General features: G+C 57.6%; 27 protein-coding genes and 2 pseudogenes. 15 read left to right on the top strand and 14 right to left on the bottom strand.

All coding sequences use genetic code 11. The annotated features are described in order from the left end of the window. Window positions 1–131: 131 nt before the first annotated feature. Window positions 132–977, top strand: coding sequence for an AAA family ATPase (locus BW686_RS21065; protein WP_084919422.1), 846 nt, complete (start codon window positions 132–134; stop codon window positions 975–977). Between the two features lie 39 nt (window positions 978–1016). Continuing rightward, complete coding sequence (locus BW686_RS21060; protein WP_084919421.1) at window positions 1017–2195, top strand: vWA domain-containing protein; 1179 nt, start codon at window positions 1017–1019, stop codon at window positions 2193–2195. Between the two features lie 134 nt (window positions 2196–2329). Here BW686_RS21060 and BW686_RS21055 read toward each other — a convergent pair whose 3' ends face one another. From BW686_RS21055 to BW686_RS21045, 3 genes are all read right to left on the bottom strand, one after another. Beyond that, window positions 2330–2854 carry a DUF2937 family protein gene (locus BW686_RS21055; RefSeq protein ID WP_084919420.1) on the bottom strand — a complete coding sequence of 175 codons (525 nt, stop codon included), beginning with the start codon at window positions 2852–2854 and terminating at the stop codon, window positions 2330–2332. A 46-nt stretch (window positions 2855–2900) separates the two neighbouring features. Then, on the bottom strand, window positions 2901–3689 hold the full coding sequence (locus BW686_RS21050) for a class II glutamine amidotransferase (protein WP_084919419.1): 789 nt from the start codon (window positions 3687–3689) through the stop codon (window positions 2901–2903). A 74-nt stretch (window positions 3690–3763) separates the two neighbouring features. Further along, entirely contained in the window at window positions 3764–4240 is a 477-nt protein-coding gene (locus BW686_RS21045) for an MFS transporter (RefSeq protein WP_084919498.1), read from the bottom strand. A 132-nt stretch (window positions 4241–4372) separates the two neighbouring features. On the opposite strand from BW686_RS21045, the gene BW686_RS21040 reads away from it, so the two are divergent. From BW686_RS21040 to BW686_RS21010, 7 genes are all read left to right on the top strand, one after another. Then, window positions 4373–6433 carry a S9 family peptidase gene (locus tag BW686_RS21040; protein WP_084919418.1) on the top strand — a complete coding sequence of 687 codons (2061 nt, stop codon included), beginning with the start codon at window positions 4373–4375 and terminating at the stop codon, window positions 6431–6433. Between the two features lie 76 nt (window positions 6434–6509). After that, window positions 6510–6986: a cyclic nucleotide-binding domain-containing protein gene (locus BW686_RS21035; protein ID WP_084919417.1), complete on the top strand. Its 477-nt coding sequence runs from the start codon at window positions 6510–6512 to the stop codon at window positions 6984–6986. A gap of 65 nt (window positions 6987–7051) precedes the next feature. Then, the gene (locus tag BW686_RS21030) at window positions 7052–7426 is read left to right on the top strand and encodes a YajD family HNH nuclease (protein WP_002552611.1); all 375 of its coding nucleotides are present in this window, start codon (window positions 7052–7054) and stop codon (window positions 7424–7426) included. Window positions 7427–7707: 281 nt separating this feature from the next. Further along, window positions 7708–9429, top strand: coding sequence for a copper resistance system multicopper oxidase (locus BW686_RS21025; RefSeq protein WP_084919416.1), 1722 nt, complete (start codon window positions 7708–7710; stop codon window positions 9427–9429). 11 nt (window positions 9430–9440) lie between these two features. Next, window positions 9441–10316, top strand: coding sequence for a copper resistance protein B (locus BW686_RS21020; RefSeq protein WP_179149343.1), 876 nt, complete (start codon window positions 9441–9443; stop codon window positions 10314–10316). Between the two features lie 72 nt (window positions 10317–10388). Beyond that, a complete protein-coding gene (locus BW686_RS21015) occupies window positions 10389–10889 on the top strand; it encodes an RNA methyltransferase (protein ID WP_084919415.1) in 501 nt (166 codons plus the stop codon). Window positions 10890–10980: 91 nt separating this feature from the next. Then, window positions 10981–11361: a YgaP family membrane protein gene (locus BW686_RS21010; protein WP_084919414.1), complete on the top strand. Its 381-nt coding sequence runs from the start codon at window positions 10981–10983 to the stop codon at window positions 11359–11361. A 4-nt stretch (window positions 11362–11365) separates the two neighbouring features. Here the strand turns inward: BW686_RS21010 and BW686_RS21005 are convergent, their stop codons facing one another. Beyond that, window positions 11366–11815 carry a YcgN family cysteine cluster protein gene (locus tag BW686_RS21005; protein ID WP_084919413.1) on the bottom strand — a complete coding sequence of 150 codons (450 nt, stop codon included), beginning with the start codon at window positions 11813–11815 and terminating at the stop codon, window positions 11366–11368. 211 nt (window positions 11816–12026) lie between these two features. Between BW686_RS21005 and BW686_RS21000 the strand changes: the two genes are divergently transcribed. Continuing rightward, window positions 12027–12620 (top strand): nitroreductase family protein, encoded by a 594-nt coding sequence (locus BW686_RS21000; RefSeq protein WP_084919412.1) that lies wholly within the window; start codon window positions 12027–12029, stop codon window positions 12618–12620. Window positions 12621–12687: 67 nt separating this feature from the next. On the opposite strand, the gene BW686_RS20995 is transcribed toward BW686_RS21000, so the two are convergent. From BW686_RS20995 to mntA, 8 genes and pseudogenes are all read right to left on the bottom strand, one after another. Continuing rightward, window positions 12688–13620: a D-2-hydroxyacid dehydrogenase gene (locus tag BW686_RS20995; RefSeq protein ID WP_084919411.1), complete on the bottom strand. Its 933-nt coding sequence runs from the start codon at window positions 13618–13620 to the stop codon at window positions 12688–12690. A gap of 71 nt (window positions 13621–13691) precedes the next feature. After that, window positions 13692–13985 (bottom strand): YcgL domain-containing protein, encoded by a 294-nt coding sequence (locus BW686_RS20990; RefSeq protein ID WP_084919410.1) that lies wholly within the window; start codon window positions 13983–13985, stop codon window positions 13692–13694. Further along, a complete protein-coding gene (gene rnd, locus BW686_RS20985) occupies window positions 13982–15115 on the bottom strand; it encodes a ribonuclease D (protein ID WP_084919409.1) in 1134 nt (377 codons plus the stop codon). The genes BW686_RS20990 and rnd overlap by 4 nt, the downstream gene beginning before the upstream one ends. Window positions 15116–15299: 184 nt before the next feature. Further along, a complete protein-coding gene (locus BW686_RS20980) occupies window positions 15300–16937 on the bottom strand; it encodes a phosphoethanolamine transferase (protein ID WP_084919408.1) in 1638 nt (545 codons plus the stop codon). A 236-nt stretch (window positions 16938–17173) separates the two neighbouring features. Continuing rightward, window positions 17174–18865: an NAD-dependent malic enzyme gene (locus BW686_RS20975; RefSeq protein ID WP_084919407.1), complete on the bottom strand. Its 1692-nt coding sequence runs from the start codon at window positions 18863–18865 to the stop codon at window positions 17174–17176. A 312-nt stretch (window positions 18866–19177) separates the two neighbouring features. Beyond that, window positions 19178–19660, bottom strand: a complete 483-nt coding sequence (gvpU, locus tag BW686_RS20970) for a gas vesicle accessory protein GvpU (protein WP_084919406.1) — start codon at window positions 19658–19660, stop codon at window positions 19178–19180. A gap of 114 nt (window positions 19661–19774) precedes the next feature. Then, a pseudogene (hepT, locus tag BW686_RS20965) lies at window positions 19775–20032 on the bottom strand (type VII toxin-antitoxin system HepT family RNase toxin); the annotation flags it as partial. Further along, window positions 19986–20357: a type VII toxin-antitoxin system MntA family adenylyltransferase antitoxin gene (gene mntA, locus BW686_RS20960; RefSeq protein WP_084919404.1), complete on the bottom strand. Its 372-nt coding sequence runs from the start codon at window positions 20355–20357 to the stop codon at window positions 19986–19988. The pseudogene hepT and the gene mntA, both read right to left, overlap by 47 nt. A 452-nt stretch (window positions 20358–20809) precedes the next feature. Between mntA and BW686_RS20955 the strand changes: the two genes are divergently transcribed. From BW686_RS20955 to BW686_RS20945, 3 genes are read left to right on the top strand one after another with little or no spacing between them, the layout of a single operon-like run. After that, window positions 20810–21310 (top strand): Hcp family type VI secretion system effector, encoded by a 501-nt coding sequence (locus BW686_RS20955; protein ID WP_084919403.1) that lies wholly within the window; start codon window positions 20810–20812, stop codon window positions 21308–21310. Between the two features lie 19 nt (window positions 21311–21329). Beyond that, complete coding sequence (locus BW686_RS20950) at window positions 21330–21857, top strand: DUF2778 domain-containing protein (protein WP_084919402.1); 528 nt, start codon at window positions 21330–21332, stop codon at window positions 21855–21857. Continuing rightward, on the top strand, window positions 21854–22144 hold the full coding sequence (locus BW686_RS20945) for a hypothetical protein (protein WP_084919401.1): 291 nt from the start codon (window positions 21854–21856) through the stop codon (window positions 22142–22144). Before BW686_RS20950 ends, BW686_RS20945 begins: the two co-directional genes overlap by 4 nt. A 68-nt stretch (window positions 22145–22212) precedes the next feature. On the opposite strand, the pseudogene BW686_RS20940 reads toward BW686_RS20945, so the two are convergent. Together BW686_RS20940 and BW686_RS26925 are read right to left on the bottom strand one after the other, a co-directional pair. Then, a pseudogene (locus BW686_RS20940) lies at window positions 22213–22398 on the bottom strand (transposase domain-containing protein); the annotation flags it as partial. A gap of 30 nt (window positions 22399–22428) precedes the next feature. Then, window positions 22429–22680, bottom strand: coding sequence for a hypothetical protein (locus BW686_RS26925; protein ID WP_179149342.1), 252 nt, complete (start codon window positions 22678–22680; stop codon window positions 22429–22431). A 355-nt stretch (window positions 22681–23035) separates the two neighbouring features. Here BW686_RS26925 and tnpB point away from each other — a divergent pair, with 355 nt between their 5' ends. After that, window positions 23036–23395, top strand: coding sequence for an IS66 family insertion sequence element accessory protein TnpB (gene tnpB, locus BW686_RS20925; RefSeq protein WP_245399245.1), 360 nt, complete (start codon window positions 23036–23038; stop codon window positions 23393–23395). A gap of 18 nt (window positions 23396–23413) precedes the next feature. Beyond that, window positions 23414–24386 (top strand): IS66 family transposase (gene tnpC, locus BW686_RS20920; RefSeq protein ID WP_143514209.1); only part of this gene is annotated, 973 nt, incomplete at its 3' end.

Raw genomic sequence — 24386 nt, 5'->3', positions numbered from 1 at the left:
CATTCAAGAACTGAATGAGGCGTCTGCGTTCACAGCCGTCGGGCAGCCGCGTTATAGTCCGGGCATTGCTTGCCCACATGACGGCGTGCGTGCCGACAGGCGATGCGCACCCACGCGAAAAGGATTGATCCATGAAGTTCGAAGGCACCCCGGCATACGTTGCCACTGACGATCTGAAGCTGGCAGTCAACGCAGCAATCACGCTGGAGCGTCCGCTGCTGGTAAAAGGTGAGCCCGGCACCGGCAAGACCATGCTGGCCGAACAATTGGCCGAATCGTTCGGTGCGCGGCTGATCACCTGGCATATCAAATCCACCACCAAGGCGCATCAGGGCTTGTACGAATACGATGCCGTCAGCCGTCTGCGCGACTCGCAACTGGGCGTCGACAAGGTTCACGACGTGCGCAACTACCTGAAGAAAGGCAAGCTGTGGGAAGCCTTCGAGTCGGAAGAGCGCGTGATTTTGCTGATCGACGAAATCGACAAAGCCGATATCGAGTTCCCCAACGACCTGTTGCAGGAACTCGACAAGATGGAGTTCTACGTTTACGAGACCGATGAAACGATCAAAGCCAAACAGCGACCGATCATCATCATTACCTCCAATAACGAAAAAGAGCTGCCGGATGCGTTTCTGCGCCGTTGCTTCTTCCATTACATCGCCTTCCCGGACCGCGCCACCCTGCAACGCATCGTCGACGTGCATTACCCCGACATCAAGAAAGACCTGGTCAGCGAGGCGCTGGACGTGTTCTTCGACGTACGCAAAGTGCCGGGGCTGAAGAAAAAACCCTCGACCTCCGAATTGGTGGACTGGCTGAAGCTGCTGATGGCCGACAACATTGGTGAGGCTGTATTGCGTGAGCGCGACCCGACCAAGGCGATCCCGCCGCTGGCCGGGGCACTGGTCAAGAACGAGCAAGACGTGCATCTGCTGGAACGGCTGGCCTTCATGAGCCGTCGCGGCAATCGTTGATCGTCTTTATCCACCCCGCCACGAAAAAGGGCGACAGCCATGCTGCTCAACCTGTTCAACGAAATGCGCGCGGCCAAGGTGCCGGTGTCTCTGCGTGAACTGCTGGACCTGATCAACGCCCTGAAACAGCGGGTCATCTTTGCCGATATCGATGAGTTCTACTTTTTGGCGCGCACGATTCTGGTCAAGGACGAGCGCCATTTCGACAAATTCGACCGGGCCTTCGGTGCGTACTTCAACGGCCTGGAAAAGCTCGATGATCACTTGCAGGCACTTATTCCTGAAGACTGGCTGCGCAAGGAGTTCGAGCGCTCGCTGAGCGACGAAGAGCGCGCGCAAATCCAGTCGCTGGGCGGCCTAGACAAGCTTATCGATGAGTTCAAGAAGCGCCTGGAGGAGCAGAAGGAACGCCACGCCGGTGGCAACAAGTGGATCGGCACCGGCGGCACCAGCCCGTTCGGTTCGGGCGGTTACAACCCGGAAGGCATTCGTGTCGGCGACGCCGGGGAACGCAAGGGCAAGGCGGTCAAGGTCTGGGATCAGCGCGAGTACAAGAACCTGGACGATCAGGTTGAGCTGGGCACACGCAACATCAAGGTCGCGTTGCGACGCCTGCGCAAGTTCGCCCGTCAGGGTGCAGCAGACGAACTGGATATCGATGGCACCATCGACCACACCGCGCGTGATGCAGGCCTGCTGAACATTCAAATGCGCCCCGAGCGACGCAACACCATTAAATTGTTGCTGCTGTTCGACATCGGCGGTTCGATGGATGCGCACGTCAAAGTGTGCGAGGAGTTGTTTTCGGCCTGCAAGACCGAGTTCAAGCACATGGAGTATTTCTACTTCCATAACTTCATCTACGAATCCGTGTGGAAGAACAACCTGCGCCGGGGTTCTGAACGCACGTCCACCCAGGACCTGCTGCACAAGTATGGCGCGGACTACAAAGTGATCTTCATCGGCGACGCCTCGATGGCGCCCTATGAAATCACGCAGCCCGGCGGCAGTGTCGAACACTGGAACGAAGAAGCAGGCTATGTGTGGATGCAACGCTTCATGGCCAAGTTCAAGAAGATCATCTGGATCAATCCCTACCCCAAGGATGCCTGGGAATACACCACGTCCACGCATATCGTGCGCGACCTGATCGAAGGCCAGATGTACCCGCTGACCTTGCGCGGGCTGGAAGAAGGCATGCGTCACCTGGCGAAGTGAGGGGATTGGAGTCCTGTACACGCCGTTCAGATCGGGCTCGCGCTCAAGCCTGTTTGTAATCAAACATCACTGAGCGCAGCCACTTTAGTTACAAAGCCTGACTTACAGAGCCTGGCACGTGCGTGTGCCAGCCGTCAGTGCCGGTCCCTTGAAAGTTGCGGCTTGCGCCGTCCGCCACTGACCACCCAGCCGAGCAACAACACGACGCTCTCGATCACCAGTGCCAGCAGCAACGCGGTAATGATGCCCCAAGCGATCACTTCAGGTGCCAGCAGTACTTGCCACGTATAGCCGTTGAAGGTTTCGCGACGAATATCCGGATCGGCAGATGTCGCGACAAAGATGGCCCTGGAATACCAGGCGCCCTGAAGCCCGAGCCATTGACGCTCAAGGATGTGAGTTCGGGTCATCAACGTATCGATGTTGTCCGCATCGGTTCGGAAAACAGGGTCTTCGCTGTTGCGGTAGTGCTGAATCAGCGCCTGTATATCGCCCTTGAAGAACTGCTGCGCCGTGGCGTTGTAGCCTTTAACGGCCTGTTGCGCTTCGATCAGATGCGCCTCGACACGCTTGCTGTAGTCACTGATAAAACCGGGAATCTGTACCCCGAACAGCAGGCCCACCGTGAACAGGACCAATCGCAGATAACTTCGCAGCATCAATATCCCTCTTCTTTTCTATCCAGTGTTCAGGTGAACAGGCGTCTTATGGCTGATCGGTAGCGACCGATCCCTGTACGACGCACTCGCCCTTGCGCCAAAGGCTCCACTGGCCCGGCTCGTAGCGGTTCCAGTTTTCGTTCTCGGTCAACGGTTCGGTGGCGATGACCGTCACCACGTCGTGCGGCGTGGTCTCGGCCTGGAAATCGACGATCACATCGACGTCCTTCAGCCGGGCGGGACCGAACGGTGCGCGACGGGTGATATGTGCCAGCTTGGTACTGCAAAAGCAGAACAGCCAGTCACCGTCACTCAACAGGCAATTGAACACGCCTTTACTACGGTATTCAGTGCAGGCCTGGATCAGCGAAGGCAGCAACTCTTCGATCTCGACCGGCTCCGGGAACGCTTCGCGGACACGATTGAGCAAATCACAGAAGGCCGCTTCGCTGTCGGTATCGCCCACCGGCCGGTAGAACGTGACGCCCGGTGTGAAGTCAGCCAACTGGCCATTGTGCGCAAAGCACCAGTTGCGGCCCCAGAGTTCGCGTACGAAAGGATGAGTGTTGGACAGGCAGACCTTGCCGACGTTGGCCTGACGAATATGGCCAATCACGACTTCGCTCTTGATGGGGTAACGCTGCACCAGTTGCGCGACTTCCGACTCGCTGCTGGCGGCCGGGTCCTGAAACAGGCGCAGGCCACGGCCTTCATAGAAGGCAATGCCCCAGCCATCGCGATGCGGGCCAGTGCGGCCGCCGCGCTGCATCAGCCCGGTGAAGCTGAAAACGATATCGGTCGGGACATTGGCACTCATGCCCAGTAGTTCACACATGCTCAGGTTCTCGCTTCAAGACGTTTGCGGCGGGTCATGCGCCGCACACAACGGCGCTGCCAGCGAAGCGGGATCTACAACCGCGGTTCTACCCGCGTGCCTCTGGCCGGAGGAAGGGGTGCAGCGGTTCTGCGCGCGAACGAATCGTCTTCGGCAAACGGTTCGTCAGCGGGGTCTGTTTCGACGGGCTGGGCAACCGGCTGCGGCTGACGCGCCTTACGGCTACGCTCGATCGGCCAGCGGATCAGCACAAACAGCAGGTACGCACACAGCGCGAACATGCCATACATGGCCAGATCCGACACCGCAGCCCAGACATTGCTGCCGACCTTGAACATCAGGTCCAGCGCGGTGATGGCAATGGCCGGCGCCATCGCGTCCTTGGCAGGGTCGACCATGGTCGGCGTAAACAGCAGCACCGCGACGGCCACCAGCAAGGGTTCCTTGAGGTACCGCCACATCCAGCGGGTCGCCAGGAACCATACCAGCAGGCAACCCAACGCGGCGAAGGCGTAGACGCTCCAGGCGATCAGATAGTCGTTTTCGGTCATGACGTCCGTGGTAAGGCAGGTAAAGAGGCGCTTATGATAACGGCTTTTGCCTGACGCGGCTTGCCTCGCTTCAGTAATCGGTTCAGCGTGTACCGATATTTCCATGATTGATGCCTTAACAGAGAGCCCAGCATGTCCTTTTCGAATGCAACCTCCAGCGCCCCGATCGCTCGCCAGGCCGATGGCTCCGATCCCTACGCCTGGCTACAGAATCGCGACACCGACGAAGTGCTCGACTACCTCAAGGCCGAGAACGCCTGGCAGGAACAACAACTGGCGGACCAGGCCCCACTGCGCGAACACCTTTTTAAGGAGATCAAGAGCCGTATTCTGGAAACCGATCTTTCGCTGCCCTCCCCTTGGGGGCCGTACCTGTATTACACGCGCACCACCGAAGGCGATGAATATGCCCGGCACTATCGCTGCCCGCGCCCGGCTGACGACGCCAACACCGTGGATGAAAGCCGCGAAGAGCTGCTGCTGGACCCGAATGCGATGGCCGATGGCGGCTTCTTTTCGCTGGGCGCGTTCAGCATCAGCCCGGACCATAAGCGTCTGGCTTACAGCCTGGACACCAGTGGCGATGAAATCTATCAACTGTTCGTCAAGGAACTGAGCACTGGCCAGGTCAGCAGCCTGCCGTTTGAAAACAGCGACGGCAGCATGACCTGGGCCAACGACAGCCAAACGCTGTTTTTCGGTGAGCTGGACGACACTCACCGTCCGGGCAAGCTGCATCGTTATGCATTGGGCGACGCTTCGGCAAACCTGGTGTTCGACGAGCCGGACGGCCGTTTCTTTCTGCATTGCTTCCGCACCAGTTCCGAGCGCCAACTGGTCATCCTGCTCAACAGCAAGACCACCAGCGAAGCCTGGGTGCTGGATGCCGATCATCCCGAGCAGGACTTCACCTGCCTGGCGCCGCGCGTCGAAGGGCACGAGTACTACCCTGATCACGGCCTGCTCAATGGCGTCTGGAGCTGGTTCATCCGCAGCAATCAGAGCGGCATCAACTTCGCGCTTTACCATGCGCCAGAGCAGGCTGGCAGCGTGCCGGTGCGGGATGACTGGCAGACACTGGTGGCGCATGACGACCAGGTGATGCTCGAAGGCGTCAGCCTCAACGCCAAAGGTATCAGCCTGAGCCTGCGCGAAGGCGGCCTGCCGGTGATCGAAGTCCGCCCTCAGGATCTGCCGGCCTATCGCGTGCAATTGCCGGACGCCGCCTACAGCCTGTATGTGCAAGACACGCTGGAATTCGACAGCGACAGGGTTCGCCTGCGTTATCAGTCGCTGAACCGTCCGGCGCAAGTGCGTCAGCTGACCTTGGCGACCGGCGAGCAAGTGGTGCTCAAGGAAACCCCGGTGCTGGGTACTTTTGACGCCGATGCCTACGTCAGCCAGCGTTTGTGGGCCACAGCCAGCGACGGTACTCAGGTGCCGATCAGCCTGGTGGTCAAACGCGAACTGGCTGGCAAGTCGACTCCGCTGTACCTGTATGGCTACGGCGCTTATGGCGAAAGCCTGGACCCGTGGTTTTCCCACGCGCGCCTGAGCCTGCTGGACCGGGGCGTGGCGTTCGCCATCGCACACGTGCGTGGCGGCGGCGAACTGGGCGAAGCCTGGTATCGCAACGGCAAGCAGGAACACAAGCAAAATACCTTCGGCGACTTCATTGCTTGCGCCGAACATCTCATCGCACAAGGCCTGACCAGCGCCGAGCAACTGGTGATCAGCGGCGGCAGCGCCGGTGGCCTGCTGATCGGTGCGGTCCTCAATCAACGCCCCGAGCTGTTCAAGGCGGCGATTGCCGAGGTGCCGTTCGTGGATGTGTTGAACACCATGCTCGACCCGGATCTGCCACTGACCGTCACTGAATACGATGAATGGGGCAACCCTCAAGAACCGGACGTCTACGCGCGCATCAAGGCCTATGCGCCTTATGAGAATGTCAGCGCTCAGGCTTACCCGGCCATGCTGGTCATCGCCGGTTACAACGACAGCCGCGTGCAGTACTGGGAAGCTGCCAAATGGGTCGCCCGGCTGCGCGACCGCAAGACCGATGACAACCTGCTGCTGCTCAAGACCGAGCTGGGTGCCGGACACGGCGGCATGAGCGGTCGCTATCAGGGCTTGCGCGACGTGGCACTGGAGTACGCGTTTATCTTCAAGGTATTGCAGATCGCCGAATGAACTTGGTGTGAAACACCTGTCTTACTAGGATCGGGGGCAGCGGAGTTGCCCCTTCGTCAGGATTACAAGACCGAACATGTCAGAACCACTGTCCAACCTGAACAACGCGATACGCGACATGCTGCTCGATTGCGGCCTGTTTGACACCCTGCTGCCCGGCGATTTCTTCAACGTGGCCGGGTATTTCAGCATCACCGATATCGAAAAAGGCGAAGCCATCTTTGCCGAGGGCGATGCAGGGACGTTCATGTGCATCATCCACCAGGGCACCGTGTCCGTGCAGAAGCTTGCCGGTGACGGTCAGCAGGTGGAAATCGCGGTCTTGCGGCGTGGCCGGGCATTTGGCGAAATGGCGGTGCTGGATGGCGAGCGTCGCTCGGCCAGTTGCATCGCGGCGACCAGTTGCCAGTTATTGAACCTGGGACGCGACTCGCTGGACAAGATGCTCGACGATGCGCCGAAGATCGCCGCCAAGATCATTCGCGCCCTGGCCATCTCGTTGTCCAAGCGCTTGCGCATGGTCGACGGCCAATTACTGTCGCAGCAGGTGTGAGTTTGCCCATCTGGCGCTAAACTCGCCCTATTCCGCTTTTAATGCGCACACGTACAGGTGACACCATGAGCACGGCCAACCCTCCTTCCCATACCGCCAAGCTGGACCGCATCCTGGCCGACGCCCAGCGCGACCGAGAAATGGGTTACCGCGACAAGGCGTTGCGCATGTACCCGCACGTCTGCGGTCGTTGCGCCCGCGAGTTTGCCGGCAAGCGCCTCAGCGAACTGACCGTGCATCACCGCGACCACAATCACGACAACAACCCGCAGGACGGCTCCAACTGGGAGCTGTTGTGCCTGTATTGCCACGACAACGAGCACTCGCGTTACACCGACCAGCAATACTTCGCCGACGGCTCGCTGAGCACGCCGAAGACCGCCAAGGCCACCCACAACCCGTTCGCCGCACTGGCGGGGCTTATGAAAAAGGACGAGTAACGAGAGGCTAGATGCACCTCGTGATGCACAGGAATGAATGAGTCAAGGCTGAACGCACCTCGTGATGAGCAGCAATGGCTGAACGCACGTCGAAGTGGGAGCTGACTTGTCAGCGAAGGCAAGGGTTCGGACGCCGATATGTTGTGACTGCTCCGGCCCAGCCTCTCCCACGCAAAACACCCGGCACGCCCCAATCACCCGCTGCCCTTCCCTTGACGGAATCTCCCCGCCCACGCCGCCTGCTGGCGGGCCTGCAATGAACAGCCTGACGGATACCCCAGATGCCCACCCGAACCACAAGACGAACCTTTGTAAAAGGGCTTGCCGCCAGCGGCATCCTCGGCGGGCTGGGGCTTTGGCGCAGTCCGGCATGGGCGATGCCGAATCCGGGGCAGCCTGACGGGCTGTCCGGCACCGAGTTCGACCTGACCATCGGCGAAACCCGGGTCAACATCACCGGCAACGCCAGAACCGCGCTGACCATCAACGGCGGCATTCCAGGCCCTCTGCTGCGCTGGCGTGAAGGCGACACCGTCACCCTGCGGGTAAAAAACCGTCTTGACGAAACCACCTCCATTCACTGGCACGGCATCATCCTGCCCGCCAACATGGACGGTGTTCCGGGGCTGAGTTTCGAAGGCATCGCGCCGGACGGCCTGTACGTCTACCGCTTCAAGGTCAGACAGCACGGCACGTACTGGTATCACAGCCACTCCGGCTTCCAGGAACAATCGGGGGTCTATGGGCCGCTGGTGATCGATGCCAGAGAGCCGGAGCCTTTCACCTACGAGCGCGAGCATGTGGTCATGCTCAGTGACTGGACCGATGAAGACCCGGCCCATGTGATGCAAACGCTCAAGAAGCAATCGGACTACTACAACACTAACAAGCGCACTGTCAGTGATTTCATCAACGATGTCAGCGAGAAAGGCTGGAGCGCGACCACGTCCGACCGCAAGATGTGGGCGCAGATGGGCATGGATCCGACCGACCTGGCAGACGTCAGCGGCGCGACCTACACCTACCTGATGAACGGCCAGGCACCGGACATGAACTGGACCGGGCTGTTCAAACCCGACGAACGCATTCGCCTGCGGCTTATCAACGGCTCATCGATGACTTATTTCGATGTACGTATTCCCGGCCTGAAAATGACGGTGGTGGCCAGCGACGGTCTGCACGTCAAACCGGTTGTTGTCGATGAGTTGCGCATCGCGGTGGCAGAAACCTTCGACGTTATCGTTGAACCGGCTGAAGGCGCTTACACGCTGTTCGCCCAGTCAATGGACCGCACCGGCTACGCCCGTGGCACGCTGACCAGCAAACCGGGCTTGCAGGCCGCCGTCCCGCCTCTTGATCCGCGCCCGCTGCTGAGCATGGATGACATGGGGATGGCGGGGATGGACCACAGCAACATGCGCCATGACCCGATGCCGGGCATGGACCACAGCAGCATGCCGATGCAGGCAACACCCGCCATTCAGTCGCACCCGGATAGCGAAAACCATAATCCGCTGGTCGACATGCAGGCCATGAGCACCTCGCCGAAACTCGATGATCCGGGGATCGGTCTCAGGGACAACGGCCGCAAAGTCCTGACCTACGCGGATCTGCGCAGCACTTTCGAAGACCCGGATGGCCGCGAGCCGAGCCGTACCCTCGAACTGCACCTGACCGGGCACATGGAAAAATTCGCCTGGTCGTTCAACGGTGTGAAGTTCTCCGACGCAGAGCCCATCACGCTCACCTACGGCGAACGGGTTCGCATCGTGCTGGTCAACGACACCATGATGACCCACCCGATCCATCTGCATGGCATGTGGAGCGATCTCGAAGACGAGCATGGCCAGTTCATGGTGCGCAAACACACCATCGACATGCCGCCCGGATCACGCCGCAGTTATCGCGTCACCGCCGATGCCCTGGGTCGTTGGGCGTATCACTGCCACATGCTGTACCACATGGAAATGGGCATGTTCCGCGAAGTGCGGGTGGAAGAATGAGGACGTTACGGTTGAATGAATCGCGCAATTTGCCTCGCCTGCCAAGTCTGCTGCTGACTGCGGGCCTGGCCATGACACCTTGGGCGCCGACGCTGGCTGCCGGCATGGACGGCATGGATCACGGCAGCCACTCGATGCCGATGAACGCTGCAGACCACAACGACGCTCCGGCGCAGAGCCGAACGCCGATCCCTCCCATTACCGATGCGGACCGGGCTGCGGTGTACACCAGCCACAGCGGGCATCAAGTCCACGACAGCGCCATCAACAGCTATTTTCTGGCCGACAAGCTGGAATGGCAGAACGCAAACGACGGTAGCGCGCTGGCCTGGGACCTGTCCGGCTGGATCGGCGGCGATATCGACCGTTTGCTGCTGCGCTCCGAAGGCGAGCGAACCAACGGCAGAACTGAAGAGGCAGAAATCCAGGCGTTATGGGGGCATGCCGTCAGCCCGTCGTGGGACGTGGTCGTCGGTGCGCGTCAGGACTTCAAGCCCGGCGCCCCACAGACCTGGGCAGCCTTCGGCCTGCAGGGGCAGGCGATTCCAGACCTCGATGTCGAAGCCACGGCATTTATCGGTGAAGCAGGACAGACGTCCGCACGCCTGGAAGCCGACTACGACCTGCTGCTGACCAATAACCTGATTCTTCAACCCACTGCCGAACTGAATGCCTACGGCAAGAACGACCCGCAACGCGGCATCGGCTCAGGCCTGTCGACCAGTGAGTTCGGCCTTCGTCTGCGCTATGAAATCACCCCGCAATTCGCTCCCTATGTGGGCGTGACCTGGGATCGGTCCTACGGCAAAACTGCCGATTACGCCCGCGAAGACGGTGAAGACGTTGCCGAAGCGCGGCTGGTCGTGGGTTTACGCATGTGGTTCTGAGCGGCGCAATTGCAAATGGCATTGCTCTGACGCTGCCGTATAATCCCCGGTTTTCTCCAGAGCACCCTCCCCGTGGCCAACAAACGGTACGCCTGCATCGGTCTTTACAACCCAAAGTCCCCGGAAAACGTCGGTTCAGTGATGCGTGCCGCAGGCTGCTACGGCGTGGCGTCGGTGTTCTATACCGGTAAGCGCTATGAACGCGCCCGGGACTTCATCACCGACACCAAGAAAATCCATCAGGACATTCCGCTGATTGGCATCGAAGACCTCAAAAGCATTCTGCCGCTGGGCTGTATTCCGGTTGCCGTCGAGTTGGTAGACGGTGCCCGCGCCCTGCCCGAGTACACGCACCCTGATCGTGCGTTGTACATCTTCGGCCCGGAAGACGGTTCGCTGGATCAGGAAATCCGCGACTGGTGCGAAGACGTGGTGTACATCCCTACCGAGGGCTGCATGAATCTGGCGGCCACCGTCAACGTCGTGCTCTACGACCGCATGGCCAAGGGGATCAATACTCGATCAGGCCCGCAGTTCGGTCGTGAGAAAATCGACCCGGTGAACGACCGCTGACATAAAAGCATTGAACCTGTGTTGTTGGCGGGTAGTCAGTTTCTCTGAACCGAACGACTACCTCCGAACTATCACCTCATGGAGAGCCATCATGCGCGACACCCCGATCATCGAACGCATCGACACCCCTGAACTGCTCAAGCACAACGCTGATCAGAACGTTCAAGGCTGGGAGCGTATCGGCTCACTGGCTGGCGGCGTACTGTTGATGGGCAAAGGCGTCCGTCGCGGCGGCTTTCTGGGCCTGATCCAGCTGGCCATTGGCGGCGCAGCACTGGCGCGCGGCATCAGCGGCCATTGCGGGGCCAAATCGTTGATGGAGAAAGGCCGTAGCGACCTGCAAAGCGCACGCTCGACCATCGAACGTGCCGGCGCCGAGCTGAATACGCTGAAAGACGACGCCGAAAATGCAGTAAAGCATGCCGCCGCTAAAGGCGTAGAAGCGCTGACCGAGCCAAAACCAGTCGTTTAAGCGTTCAACCTGCGCGAAATATCAGGTAATCCTCCCAGTCGTCTTCGGCCACATTCTTCTCGCTGAGCATGCGGCCGGATTGGGAGATACGTTCATGATGCACAGCCGTGCGATCACCACACACCAGATGGTGCCAGAGCGGCAAATCCTTTCCTTCGCTGACCAGACGATAGCCACAGGTCGGCGGTAGCCATTTGAACTCATCAGCCTGACCCGGCGTCAGTTGAATGCAGTCCGGCACCGACGCTCGACGATTCGGGTAGTCGGAACACTGACAGGTCTTCAGATCCAGCAGCTTGCAGGCAATCCGCGTGTAATAAACGCTGTTGTCCTCTTCATCTTCCAGTTTTTGCAGGCAACACAGACCGCACCCGTCGCAGAGCGATTCCCACTCTTGCGTATCAAGCTGGTCGAGGGTCTTGCGAATCCAGAAGGGTTCAACTTTAGCGGCCATGATTCGGGCAACGGTATCGATAATGAAAAGGCCGCCAGTCTAGAGGTACACGGGGTGCGGGCCAAGCACTTGCGACTGTCGGTAGTGAGCACTTGTCAGTCAGGGAGCAAAACAGTAGCGTGAATGCGTTTTCAGCGCGTTCGGACGATGCTTGCCGACCACGGCCCATCAAGCCACGCTCGTTTCCCCACTTTCGCTATCAAGGATTCTCATGAGCACAAACCCTCGCATCGCTGACCATCCCATTGATCCTCAATTCACCGAACGCTGGTCGCCCCGTGCGTTCAGCGGTGAAGGCATTGATCAGGAAACGCTGCTGAGCTTTTTCGAAGCGGCACGCTGGGCGCCATCAGCCTACAACTCGCAACCCTGGCGTTTTCTGTATGCGCGCCGCGATACGCCGAGCTGGGAACGCTACCTGGGCCTGCTGAACGAATTCAACCGCAGCTGGGCGCAACACGCTGCTGCACTGGTCATCGTCATTTCCAAGACCACCTTCACCGCCCCCGGCGCCACCGAAGAAGGACCGGCCCTGTGGCACACGTTCGACACCGGTTCGGCGTGGGGCTATCTGGCGCTGCAAGCCAGCCTGAGCGGTTGGCACACCCACGGCATGGCCGGTTTCGACCAGGAATTGACCCGTACAACGCTGAATATTCCAGAGGGCTATGCGCTGCACGCCGCGGTGGCCATCGGCAAACTGGGTGACAAGTCGACGCTGCCGGACTACCTGCAAGGTCGCGAAGCACCTAGCCCGCGCAAACCGCTGGCCGAGCTGGCGGCTGAAGGTGATTTTTCGCTGTAATCGGCTTTTTTGCCGTCATTGAAACAAGAAGGCCGACGCTTAAAACGTCGGCCTTTTTGCAACCAGCTCAATAGCCTCGCGAAAAATCCACTTCTCCGCGCAAGGCTTCTCCGGCTTGAAACGCGTTCAGGTTGTGTACGAACAGCTCGGTCATGGCGACCGGGGATGTCGGTGCCGAACTGTGCCCGGTCAACAGCAACCCGTAGGCGGTCCAGAACGGATGGCGCTGCGGCAGCGGCTCCTGACGACAGACGTCGATCACCGCTCCGGCCAGATGCCCCACCCTCAATGCTTCGACCAGATCCGCATCCACCACCGATATGCCCCGTCCGACATTGATGAACAGGGCCGTGGGCTTGAAGCTGGCAAACAGCTTCGCGTCATACAGATCGTGAGTGTCCGGCGTGTTGGGCAGCAGGTTGATGACGTAGTCCATTTCGCCGACCAGACGCTCGATGTCCGACAACGCGGCCACTTCTATAAACGGCTCCTGGGTACGCGCAGTGGACGCCACGCCATAGACCTGCACGCCAAAGGGTAACAGGAACTCGGCAACACGCTGGCCGATGTCACCGGCCCCGACGATCAACGCCTTGCGACCCGCCAGGCTTTGACCGGTGCGGTTGTCCCACTTGCGCTCGACCTGACTCATCAAGCGCGCCAGCACCTCACGCTCGTGGCCGAGCATGTAAGTCAAAACGAACTCGGCCATGACCTGACCGAAAATGCCCACCGCACGTGTCAGGCGATAGTCCTGCGGCAAGCCCCCCATCAGCAGCGGGTTGATCCCCGCCCAGGTGGATTGCAGCCACTGCGGCTTGTGCCCTTGGCGCAACAGGTTGGCCATCAGGTCCGGCTGTCCCAGCCAGACCGGGCAATCGCTGGCCATCCGCGACAGCTCGGCGGAGTCACCACTGCTCAAGACGTCCAGCTCAGGCGCAGCCTTGCGCAACAATTGGGTATAAACGGGGTAATCGTGCTCGGCAATCAGAACGCGCATGTTTCAAAAACCTTAAAAACAGGACAGGCAACCCACAACCGATGTGGGCCGCTTTACAACGTAAGCGATGATCACATGGGATCGTTGCGGCGCAACAGTTCCTCGGGCAAATGCTCGATGTACTCATCTTCAGCCGGTGGCATCTGCAAGTGATAGCCCTGGCTGTCGAGGTTCTCCAGCACCAGATTGATGTCTTCACGCGACAGCGTACGCTCGGGGCTCAACACCAGATCGAAGGCATGAACCGGTTTGCCAAAGGCCACCAGCAGCTCGGGCGGCACACGTTTGAGGACATCGCTCTTGAGAACGTAAAGGTACATCTCGTTCTTTTTCGGGCTGCGATAAATCGAGCAGATACGCTTCAAGACTGTTCTCCGGGTGTGGCCAGGCTGTCCAGCAGCGCCTGGCCCATCAACTCGCGACGCCAGCCACGCAACGAATCAGGTAATTGGTAAGGACCGTCGGGGTAGCCGCTCTTGAGCAGCGCTTCGAGGGTCTTCTTGCGCAGCATCAGTTCAGGCGCCATGTCCAGTTGCTCGGCGTACTGCTGGCCAATCGCGCGTAAACGCTTGATCGCCCCGGCAGCATCGATGGGCAGCGGCTCGGGCAATGCCGGTGGCCACTCTTCGGGCGGCAGGCTGCCTGCGCTCTTGATCAGTTCCAGCAGAAACTCGCCGTCATGGCGAACGGTGCGCGGGTGCATGTCTTCGATGCGGGCCAGCGTGCCGAGGTTGTCCGGCTGGGTCTTGGCCAACGGCCAGAGCGAGTGCTCGCGCACGATGCGGTTACGCGGCAGGTTGCGGGCACGTGCTTCACGCTCACGCCACGCACACAGTTCACGCAGCACCGCCAATTGGGCACGGGACAGCTTCCAGGCCAGCTTGGCATCCCGGTAGACCTCGTACGGATCAACTTCACGACGCAGGTTGGCGACCAGTTCCGCGCCGTCGTCCAGCAGCCAGGCGTATTTGTCATCGGACAGACGCGGGCGCAGGATGGCGAACAGCTCGGCAAGATGCACCGCATCTTCGGCGGCATAGCTGATCTGCGTGTCCGACAGCGGGCGTTGCAGCCAGTCGGAACGGGTTTCGCCCTTGGGCAGGTCAATGTCGAGGACCTCCTGCACCAGGCGCGAATAGCCCATGGAAAAACCGAGGTTCAGGTAGGCTGCCGCCAACTGGGTATCAAACAGCGGAACCGGCAGGCTGCCGGTCAGGCGCAGCAGGACTTCAAGGTCTTCGCTGCAGGCATGAACGACTTTGATGACGTCGGGGTTTTCAAGCAACGCAGACAAGGGCCGCCAGTCATTGATCAGCAGCGGATCAATCAACCAGGCGCTTTTTCCATCGCCGATCTGCAGCAACGCTGCGATCGGGTAAAACGTGTCGACCCGCATGAACTCGGTGTCGAGCGCGACAAAAGGCAGCGACTGCCATTGTGCGCAATGCCGGGCGAGGCTGTCGTCGTCGCGAATCCAGTGAATATCGATGGCCACATGGCTCTCCCTTCAACAATGGCGCGCAGTATATATCGTCATCGCAGAATATCGCGCGTCTGTCGTCCGAGTCTGGCCGTTCTTCATGCAAATGACAGGCAGAAAGGGAGGAATGCACGGCACGGTTATCCGGCTGACGCCCGTGCCAATGCACACCAACCCCGGTGCGTGGGGCGGGAGGCGTTTAGTCAGCCGCCCTTGCCTCACTGCGACACCCGGCGAACATGTCCAGGCCCGGGTTATAGACCTTGGTGTCCACTTTCAACAAACCCAGCATCGAGTGAAACAGATTGTCTTGGCTTAATGGTGCATTGCGCTCCTTTGCCAGGCACTCCGGGCTGACCGCAAAAGACTTCTGATACGTGTCAGACAACCATATGAGCATCGGCACGTGTTTTTGCTGATCGGGGGCCAGCACATAAGGCGTACCGTGCAGAAACAGGTTGTACTCGCCAAGTGATTCGCCATGATCCGACAGATACACCATGGCCGTATCGACCTTGTTTTGATTCTTGCGCAACAAGTCAATCAAACTGGACAACACGTGATCGGTGTACAGCAGCGTGTTGTCATAGGCATTGACGATCGTGTCGCGACTGCAATTGTTCAGCGCATTGCTTTCGCACACAGGGGTAAACGTTTCAAACTCTTTGGGGTAACGCTTGTAGTATTCAGGGCCATGACTGCCCATCTGGTGCAACACAAGAACAGTGTCCTTATCGAGACTGTCTATAAAACCCTGCAGGCCTTGCAACAGAATCTCGTCCCGGCATTCGTGGCTGTTACACAACTGGGGGTCCTTGAGGTTGCTGACATCCTGGAACGTCACCCGATCACACGTGCCTTTGCAGCCCGCCTGATTATCGCGCCACACAACCTCTATGCCCGCGCGCTTGAGCACATCCAGCAAGCCCTCCTGATTGTGCGCGACGGTCGCGTCGTAATCCTTGCGCCCCATATTGGAAAACATGCAAGGCACCGAGACTGCGGTTTCAGTACCGCAGGAATAAACATCGGTGAACGCCACTAACCCGCTCTCTTTATTCAGCGTCGGCGTGGTGTTGCGGCCATAACCCAGGATCCCGAAGTTCTCGGCCCGGGCACTTTCGCCCACCACCAGCACCGTCAGGGATTTGCGGGCATGCGTCGCCCAGTCCGGCGAGCGTTTGGCGTCCTCGCCGATCTTGACGAACGGACGTTGAGCGGAGACCACCTGCTCGCGCAGATAACCCACTGAGGCGCCAATGTAATTGCTCGGCACCACCATCAGGCGCAGCTCGTGATGGTTGCGGAACAATGAAGACAAGCCTTGATAATTTGCCAGTGCCGCAGCGCCGATGGCGGCGCAACAGACCACAATAACCACCAGTTTGCTGAACAGTTCCCGGTGCCAGGGACGATAGCGGATGGGCATTTTCCACAGTATCAGCGAAGGCAAGACGCCCAATAAAGCGATCGACAACACCAGTTTCAGGGACAGCAGCCCCTGAACTTCCGTCACGTTGGTTTCGGCGAAGTTACGAAACATGCCCGCGTCAATCATGACACCGTACTCGGTCATGAAATACACCACGCCGGCACTGACCATAAACAAAAAGATCATGACCGGTTTAAACACGGCCCGGAAGGCCACCAGCGTCAGGCTTATATTGAACACACAGAAGATCATCAATCCAAACGCGACACGCATCGCAATGCCTTTGGCATCTGAACTGGTAATCGCAAACAGGTGCTGCCACAAATTGATATTGAAACCCAGTAACAGAAAGCCACTGGCAAGGAGGGTCACAACCTCTGGACGAACAGTTCTGGGTGTCGGCATTGGGGTCTGCTTATCTAATTAATGTGCATCGGGTGTAGCAGGAACCAGGCAGTTCCCCGATGGCGCGCACTGTAAGCAGCGCATCATCAATTTTATGTGAAAACGGTGAGACGGTTGGGTTGAATGAAGGTTATTTCACAGGGAACGCTACTCGCGCACGAGCCCGCCCTTACGCTGCAACAAAAACGCCTCCGCAAGCAGCCTCGCGGAGACATTATTTTCTCGACTGCGCTCGATCAGACCGAACGACGGCGATAGGCGCGATAGCCCGGCAGCCAGAAATTGCGTTCAATCGCTTCCAGCAAGGCCTCTTCCGAGGTGTCCAGCGCCAGCCCCTCGGCCTGGGCCTCTTTGGCGACCGCGAACGCAATCTTGCGGCTGACCTGCTGGATTTCCTTGAGCGGCGGCAAGACCGCATCGCCCTGCCCCGTCACCATCGGTGAGCACTCGGCCAGCGCATTGGACGCTGCCATCAGCATCCGGTCGGTGATGCGCGATGCCTTGCAAGCCACGACGCCAAGACCGATGCCTGGAAAAATATAGGAGTTGTTGCACTGAGCGATGTGTACGGTGCGACCGTTGATCTCGACCGGCGCAAACGGGCTACCTGTCGCCACCAGCGCATGGCCGTCAGTCCAGCGCAGAATGTCTTCCGGCGTCGCTTCGACTTTGGAAGTCGGGTTCGACAAAGGCATCACCAGCGGCTTGGCACAATGCTTGTGCAACTCACGCACGACCTGCTCAGTGAACAGACCTCGCTGTCCGGACACGCCGATCAATACGGTGGCACCGGCATGCGTCACAACATCCAGCAACTGCGGGAAGTCTTCCGCACCTGCCGTCCAGCCGGCAACGTCTGCGGTTTTCTGCGCCAGACGTTGCTGGAAGTCCAGCAGGTTACCCATGTCCTCGGTCAGCAGACCGAAGCGGTCGACCATGAATACACGCTGGCGCGCCTCGCTTTCGCTCAGCCCCTCAATGCGCATTGCCGCGATGATGTGCTCGGCAATCCCGCAACCCGCCGAACCCGCGCCGACAAACACCACTTTCTGCTGACCAAGGGTTTCATTCTTGGCCTTGCACGCCGCCAGCAATGTTCCCACGGCCACGGAAGCGGTGCCTTGGATGTCATCGTTGAAGCAGCACAACTCATCCCGATACTTCTCGAGCAGCGGCATGGCGTTGGCCTGGGCAAAATCTTCAAACTGCAACAGCACATCCGGCCAGCGGCGCTGTACCGCATCGATGAACAGTGCGATGAAGTCTTCGTATTCCTTGCCCGACACACGCTCATGACGCCAGCCCATGTACATAGGGTCGTCAAGCAACTCGCGGTTGTTGGTGCCGACGTCCAGCACGATTGGCAGCGTGTAGGCCGGGCTGATGCCGCCACAGGCGGTGTACAACGACAGCTTGCCAATCGGAATACCCATGCCGCCGATGCCCTGATCGCCCAGTCCGAGGATTCGCTCGCTGTCGGTCACGACAATGATCTTGATCCGGTCCTTGGTGGCGCTGCGCAGGATGTCGTCAATGCGGTCGCGTTCAGGGTAAGAGATGAACAGGCCGCGATGAGTGCGGTAAATCTTGGAGAATTCCTGGCATGCCTGGCCCACCGTCGGGGTGTAAATGATCGGCAGCATCTCGTCCAGGTGCGAATCCAGCAGGCGGAAAAACAGGGTCTCGTTATTGTCTTGAATCGAACGCAGGTAAATATGCTTGTCCAGGTCGCTCGCGCACTGTTTGTACTGGCTGTAAACCCGGGTGACTTGCTCTTCGATGGTCTCGACGTTCTGCGGCAGCAGCCCGATCAGATTAAATTCAACCCGCTCCTGCGGGGTAAAAGCGCTGCCCTTGTTCAGCAGCGGCATTTCCAGCAGCGATGGACCTGCGTAGGAAATGTATAAAGGTCGCGAAGTCTTGGTCATTTTTTCTAGTCGCCTTTTTCGTCTACTCATTAATTCTGTACGTCGACCGAGGCGGGCAGCCTGGCTGCTTTCTTATTGTTTTTTCGTGTAGCCAGTGCTCAATCAGGCCATGCCGAAAACCTTTCGGCGTGTGAAGTCAGGAGGCACATATTACTCGTCCGGGGAGCGGTTGCGGCATTTTGTCGCGCAGAGAATGGCCAGGTGATGCTATTCGACGCACAGCTCTCTACGACCAGCAAGCGCGTGCCGCACGCTGGAAACTGTCACTCGATTGAATGAAAAAGCCCTGGCGATTGCCAGGGCATGCAGGCGTCAGGCCCCGCCTGGCTTACCGGCGATAAGCCCGATGGTAAAACCGTCCACCGCGGAGATCCGGCCCCGCCACAGCACACCCGCTTCACAGATCGGGTTGCCATCTGTGGAATAGGTCCGGCAATCCTTCAGGTGAATGAAGTGGAACGCCGGCGTGTCTTCCGAAGACTCTCCCGGTTTGAAGGACAGGATCATTTCCTTCATCGACGCGTCAGTGCCGTTGGCAAACTGACTGAACGGCGCGGAAATATCCTCGGCCAACTGCTCGAAATACGTGTCGTGAGAAATCAGATGCCCAGACACTAGATTCCCGCCCACCGACAGCGTCACGCCCATCTCGACCTTGGTGTTCGCCACGAACTTGACCAGCCACTGAAGCAGCCAGTCGATCTGCTTGCCTTGCCACTTGAACTGGGCAATCACGTCATCATGGCTCTGGCTGGGAGAAGGTTGCGCCTTTGGTACTTGATCTACGTCTGACATCTGATAGCTCCTCGCCTCACAAAACGTTGAACCCAAGGTATAGATCAGATCGGGCGAAAGGGAAACCGGGGATGGGCGATTAATAGAGATTGGGCAAGGGGCTGTCTAAGCAGTTCAGCCATTCGGTCTCGCCGCGTCCCCGCGCAAAATCGCTGAGCTGAACAGAAGAAAATCACCCAGATGCTGAGTAATGATCGCCACAGTGATCGGCAATTGCAGCGTTTGATATTCGTGTACCGCGACATTCGTGAACCCGACCATGTTCTTCATGACGGGCAGTAATGACGGAGTAAGCCATCCCCCACGATGAAGCAGTGCGAAAACATCACGAGCGCTTTGTGGTACGCCCAGCCCTTGCGCAATCAAGTGAGGTTTTTTCGCTGAGCACGAACGCCTCGAAAATTCCCGCAGCCTCATTTTTAGCCCAAAGACGGCGGCCTCTGGTAATGATCTGATACTGCATGACGGTCGAAGCTGCACGCAGATCGATCAGGTCCACAGGCAAATAAACGATATCTGCAATTTCCCCCGCCAGACGCCACAGCGCTACAGGATCAAGAGTGCCAGACACAAGCACGGCCAGATCCAGGTCACTCTCGGAGCTGGCGTGACCGGTCGCTTGACTGCCGAACAGGTAGACAGCCAATAGGTCAGGCAATCGGGATTGCAGGTGTGTGAGCAAGCTGTGGGTGTTCATATTCAACGTCTCAAATATGGCCTAGACAGCCCCTAACAGAAGCCGGGTCGGATTCTTGCTCAAGATTTGTGGAAACCAGCCTACAACCCAAAAAACGTATCCACGCCACGAACCCCACCTGACAAAAAATGAGGATTGGGATTAGCGCGGCATCTCTGGCGAGCATTTCCACGGCAGCAGTGCTTTGCGCGTCCACTATTCGAGTTGCACTCTTCGGATGTTGATATCTGTGAGCAGGATGCAGGTGTTATGCGGCATTTGGCAAAGGGTCGAAACAGGAAAGCACTTACATAGCTAACGGATTGGTACTACATAAAACTGGCTGAGTATACTCCAGCATGGGCAACTGTATCACTCGACCAGTTGACCCAGCGCCTGAACAAAGCAACCCTTGATCTAAAGTGCCGCGCTGAGAATCACATAAACAACCAACATGGAAGGATGAAAACCTCATGGCTTTTGACGCTTATTTGAAAATGGAAGGTATCCCCGGCGAAACGCTTGACGCTCAATTCAAAGACTGGATTGAGATGGAGGATTTCGACGTAGGAGCAAGCCAATCCGCTTCGGTCACTTCGACAAGCGCTGGCGGAGCCACAGGTGGCCGAGCTCGTATGAGTGATCTATTTTTTCGCAAGACTGTGGACAAATCCACACCAAAGCTTCATGAGGCATGCTGCAGCGGGAAGCACTTCAAAGAAGTTACTATTGCAGTCAATCGAGCAGGAGCAGAAAAGATAAAGTATTTGGAAATCACACTTGAAGAAGTGATTATTTCATCGGTTACGCTAAACGGAAATGGTAGCGTTGAGGGCGGTTTTCCTACGAAAACAATACGTTTAAACTATGGTCGTATGAAAATGACGTATACGCACCAAAAACGTACAGATGGTCAGGGCGGAGGCCAGGTTGTAGGTGGCTGGGACGGTATAGCCAATAAAGTATATGCCTGAAACCAAGAGGATTGCGTTCATGGTTTCTCCAACTGTTGACACGAACAAGATTGCGTATTGCACCTATGAGTTGAATGGCCAGACAACCAGTATGTTGCACTGCAGCAATAATGAGGGCTATGAGGCCTTCTCAGGAAGAGAAGGCTTTGTCAATGACCCAGCCGAGATTAGCAATGCTAAGTTTGGACCGCTGCCGCCCGGCAGATATTACATACTGGACAGGGAGCGTGGTGGGATGCTGGGTTGGATCAGAGATCCAATAAAGGATTTTTATGCGCGAACTGATCGGAGTGGCTGGTTGTCACTTTACCGAGATGATGGGCGCATTGATGATCAAACAACCGTCAATGACGTAACAAGAGCAAATTTCAGAATACATCCTGTCGGCCCACTGGGCCGAAGCGAAGGGTGTGTCACCATGACATCTAAAATAGCATTTGATCAGCTAAGCAAATACCTCCACAACATGGAGGGAGATAGACTTCAAGGATCCGGACAGAAATACTTCGGCATTTTAGACGTAATAGACCCGAGAGAAAGAAAATGATGAGTATCCTTAAAGCACTCATTAAATTTTTCGTGATTTTTTTGATAGCGTCTTTCCTCACACGATACCTTATTGGAAGCGGGCTGGTGCAAAAAGGACTGGAAACCTCTATCGGTGAAGCGCTATATACAACTCTCTCTGATCTCTTCAACGTCAATGGATCCGAGCAGGCAGAAACATTAATAATCAGTGTACTGCTCATCGGTTCTTTGGGTTTTGTGACAATACTTGGCTGCGTGGCTTCGATCATCACTTCAAGACGGTATCAAGGAACACTTAAAAAATAGGAGCTGTATCACTGTACTGAACAGTAAGCGCTCCATGAACTCTACATTTTAAAGGTGGGGATCTACGGCTATCTTGGAATTTTCGGCGTGCAGCTCCACGGCAGCAAGGCCTCGAAATCTTCTACGCTCCTGGCTTGCGGCAGACGCTCCAGTGCGTGGCGCAGCCACGCATAAGGCTCTTGGCCGTTGGCTTTGGCCGTCTCGACCAAACTGTAAAGTTGAGCGCTGGCCGTCGCGCCTTTGGGCGTGTCGCTGACCGGCACAGGGGGCTTATGGATCGATGGTCAAACTACGCCAATAGCGGGCACAGTGGGAACACACGCATTCGAGATCTGCACACCAAGCGCGGGAAGGATTTCGCAGAAAATTTCAGGTTCAGCATCCTCGAAATCGCAGACAAGCACACCGACAAAGAAGAAATGATGCTCAAGGAAATCCACTGGAAGCGCCGCCTTTTGACACGCGACAGTGGCTTGAACGCCAATTAATTCCCAATCTTCAAGGACGATATGTTTTGACGATGGAGTGGTTTTCACACGGTTCGAAAATGTGGAGCTTTATACGGTCGGTAACTATGGCCATGAGTGGGGCTTTCGCCTGTATGGAAATGGGTCTGGCAATTGCAACAGCCCTTTCCATGACTCAACCGTTATCGTTAGAAGCGGATATTCGGTCTCTCCAAGCCCTGAATGACCAGAAGAACGTGCTTGAGGATTTGACACGTCAGAAACATGTATAAAAAGGAGCTGAATTAGCAATCAACAGCCAAAGATGTGACTGAAATTACCTAAAGACGGCAAAAATTTGTAAGCGCTCCATGAACCCCACATTCAAAGCCGCTGCTTGATCCCGGATGCTGTGCTCCCGATTTCTTTCTGGAGCCCGCCAACCATGATGCGTCCCGATGCAAAAGTCGAAAAAGTGTATCTGTACCCCAAGCCCGTCGACTTCCGAAAATCCATCGACGGTCTGGCGGCCTTGGTTGAGTTGGACATTAAGGTCGCGGTGTTCGACCCCGTGCTTTTCGTCTTCCTCAACAAGCCACGCAACCGCGTGAAGATCTTGTACTGGGAGCGCAACGGCTTCTGCCTTTGGCTCAAGCGCCTGGAGTCTGAGCGTTTCAAAACATCGCCCGATCAAACCGACGAAGCAATTGTCCTGACTGTCCAGGAGCTCAACTGGATGCTCGACGGCTTTGACCTTTGGCGTAACCGTCCCCATCAGGTTTTGACGCCGCGATTCGTGGCCTGATTCGGTATAATCCCGGGCATGAATTTCGTGCCCGACAACCTTCCTGATGATCCTGAATTGCTCAAGCAGATGCTTGCGAAGATGCAGTCCCGGGTGGGCGTGCTCGAAGAGCAAGTTGCACTACTAAGGCAGCGCCTGTTCGGCCGGAAATCAGAGCAGGCCGTCGATCCGGCAACGCCTCAAATGGCGTTGTTCAATGAAGCGGAGCACGAGGTCGAGTTGGCGTGCGAGACCACTGAAGAAGAGGTTGTCGCACCCTCAAAGCGCCGTGGCAAGCGCAACCCATTGCCTGCCGATCTACCGCGCATCGAAGTCATCCACGAACTGCCCGAGCATGAGCTGACTTGTACCTGCGGTTGCCGCAAACACGCCATTGGCGAGGAAATCAGCGAGCAACTTGAAATCGTCCCGATGCAGATACGGGTGATCAAACACGTTCGTAAAGTCTACGGTTGCCGCGACTGCGAGACTGCACCGGTGACTGCGGACAAGCCCGCTCAGTTGATTGAAAAAAGCATGGCCAGCCCGAGCGTTCTGGCGATGCTGCTGACCACTAAATATGTGGACGGTTTGCCGCTTCACCGCTTTGAAAAAGTACTGGGCCGCCACGGCATCGATATCCCTCGCCAGACCTTGGCACGCTGGGTTATCCAGTGCGGCGAACACTTTCAGCCGCTGCTGAATTTAATGCGCGACAGCCTATTGGCCAGCCGGGTCATCCATTGCGATGAAACGCGGGTGCAGGTGTTGAAAGAGCCTGACCGCGAGCCAGGCAGCCAGTCATGGATGTGGGTGCAAACCGGCGGCCCGCCGGATAAGCCGGTGATCCTTTTTGACGACTCCACCAGCCGAGCGCAGGAGGTGTCTACGCGCCTGCTCGATGGCTATCGTGGCTACGTCATGACCGATGATTATGCCGGTTACAACGCACTGGGCGCCCAAGCTGGAGTTGAGCGTTTAGGGTGCTGGGCCCATGCGCGTCGCAAGTTTG

It is taken from the genome of Pseudomonas syringae (genome assembly GCF_002157375.1).
GTDB lineage: Bacteria > Pseudomonadota > Gammaproteobacteria > Pseudomonadales > Pseudomonadaceae > Aquipseudomonas > Aquipseudomonas syringae_T.
This window is presented reverse-complemented; position numbering and strand designations above follow the sequence as displayed.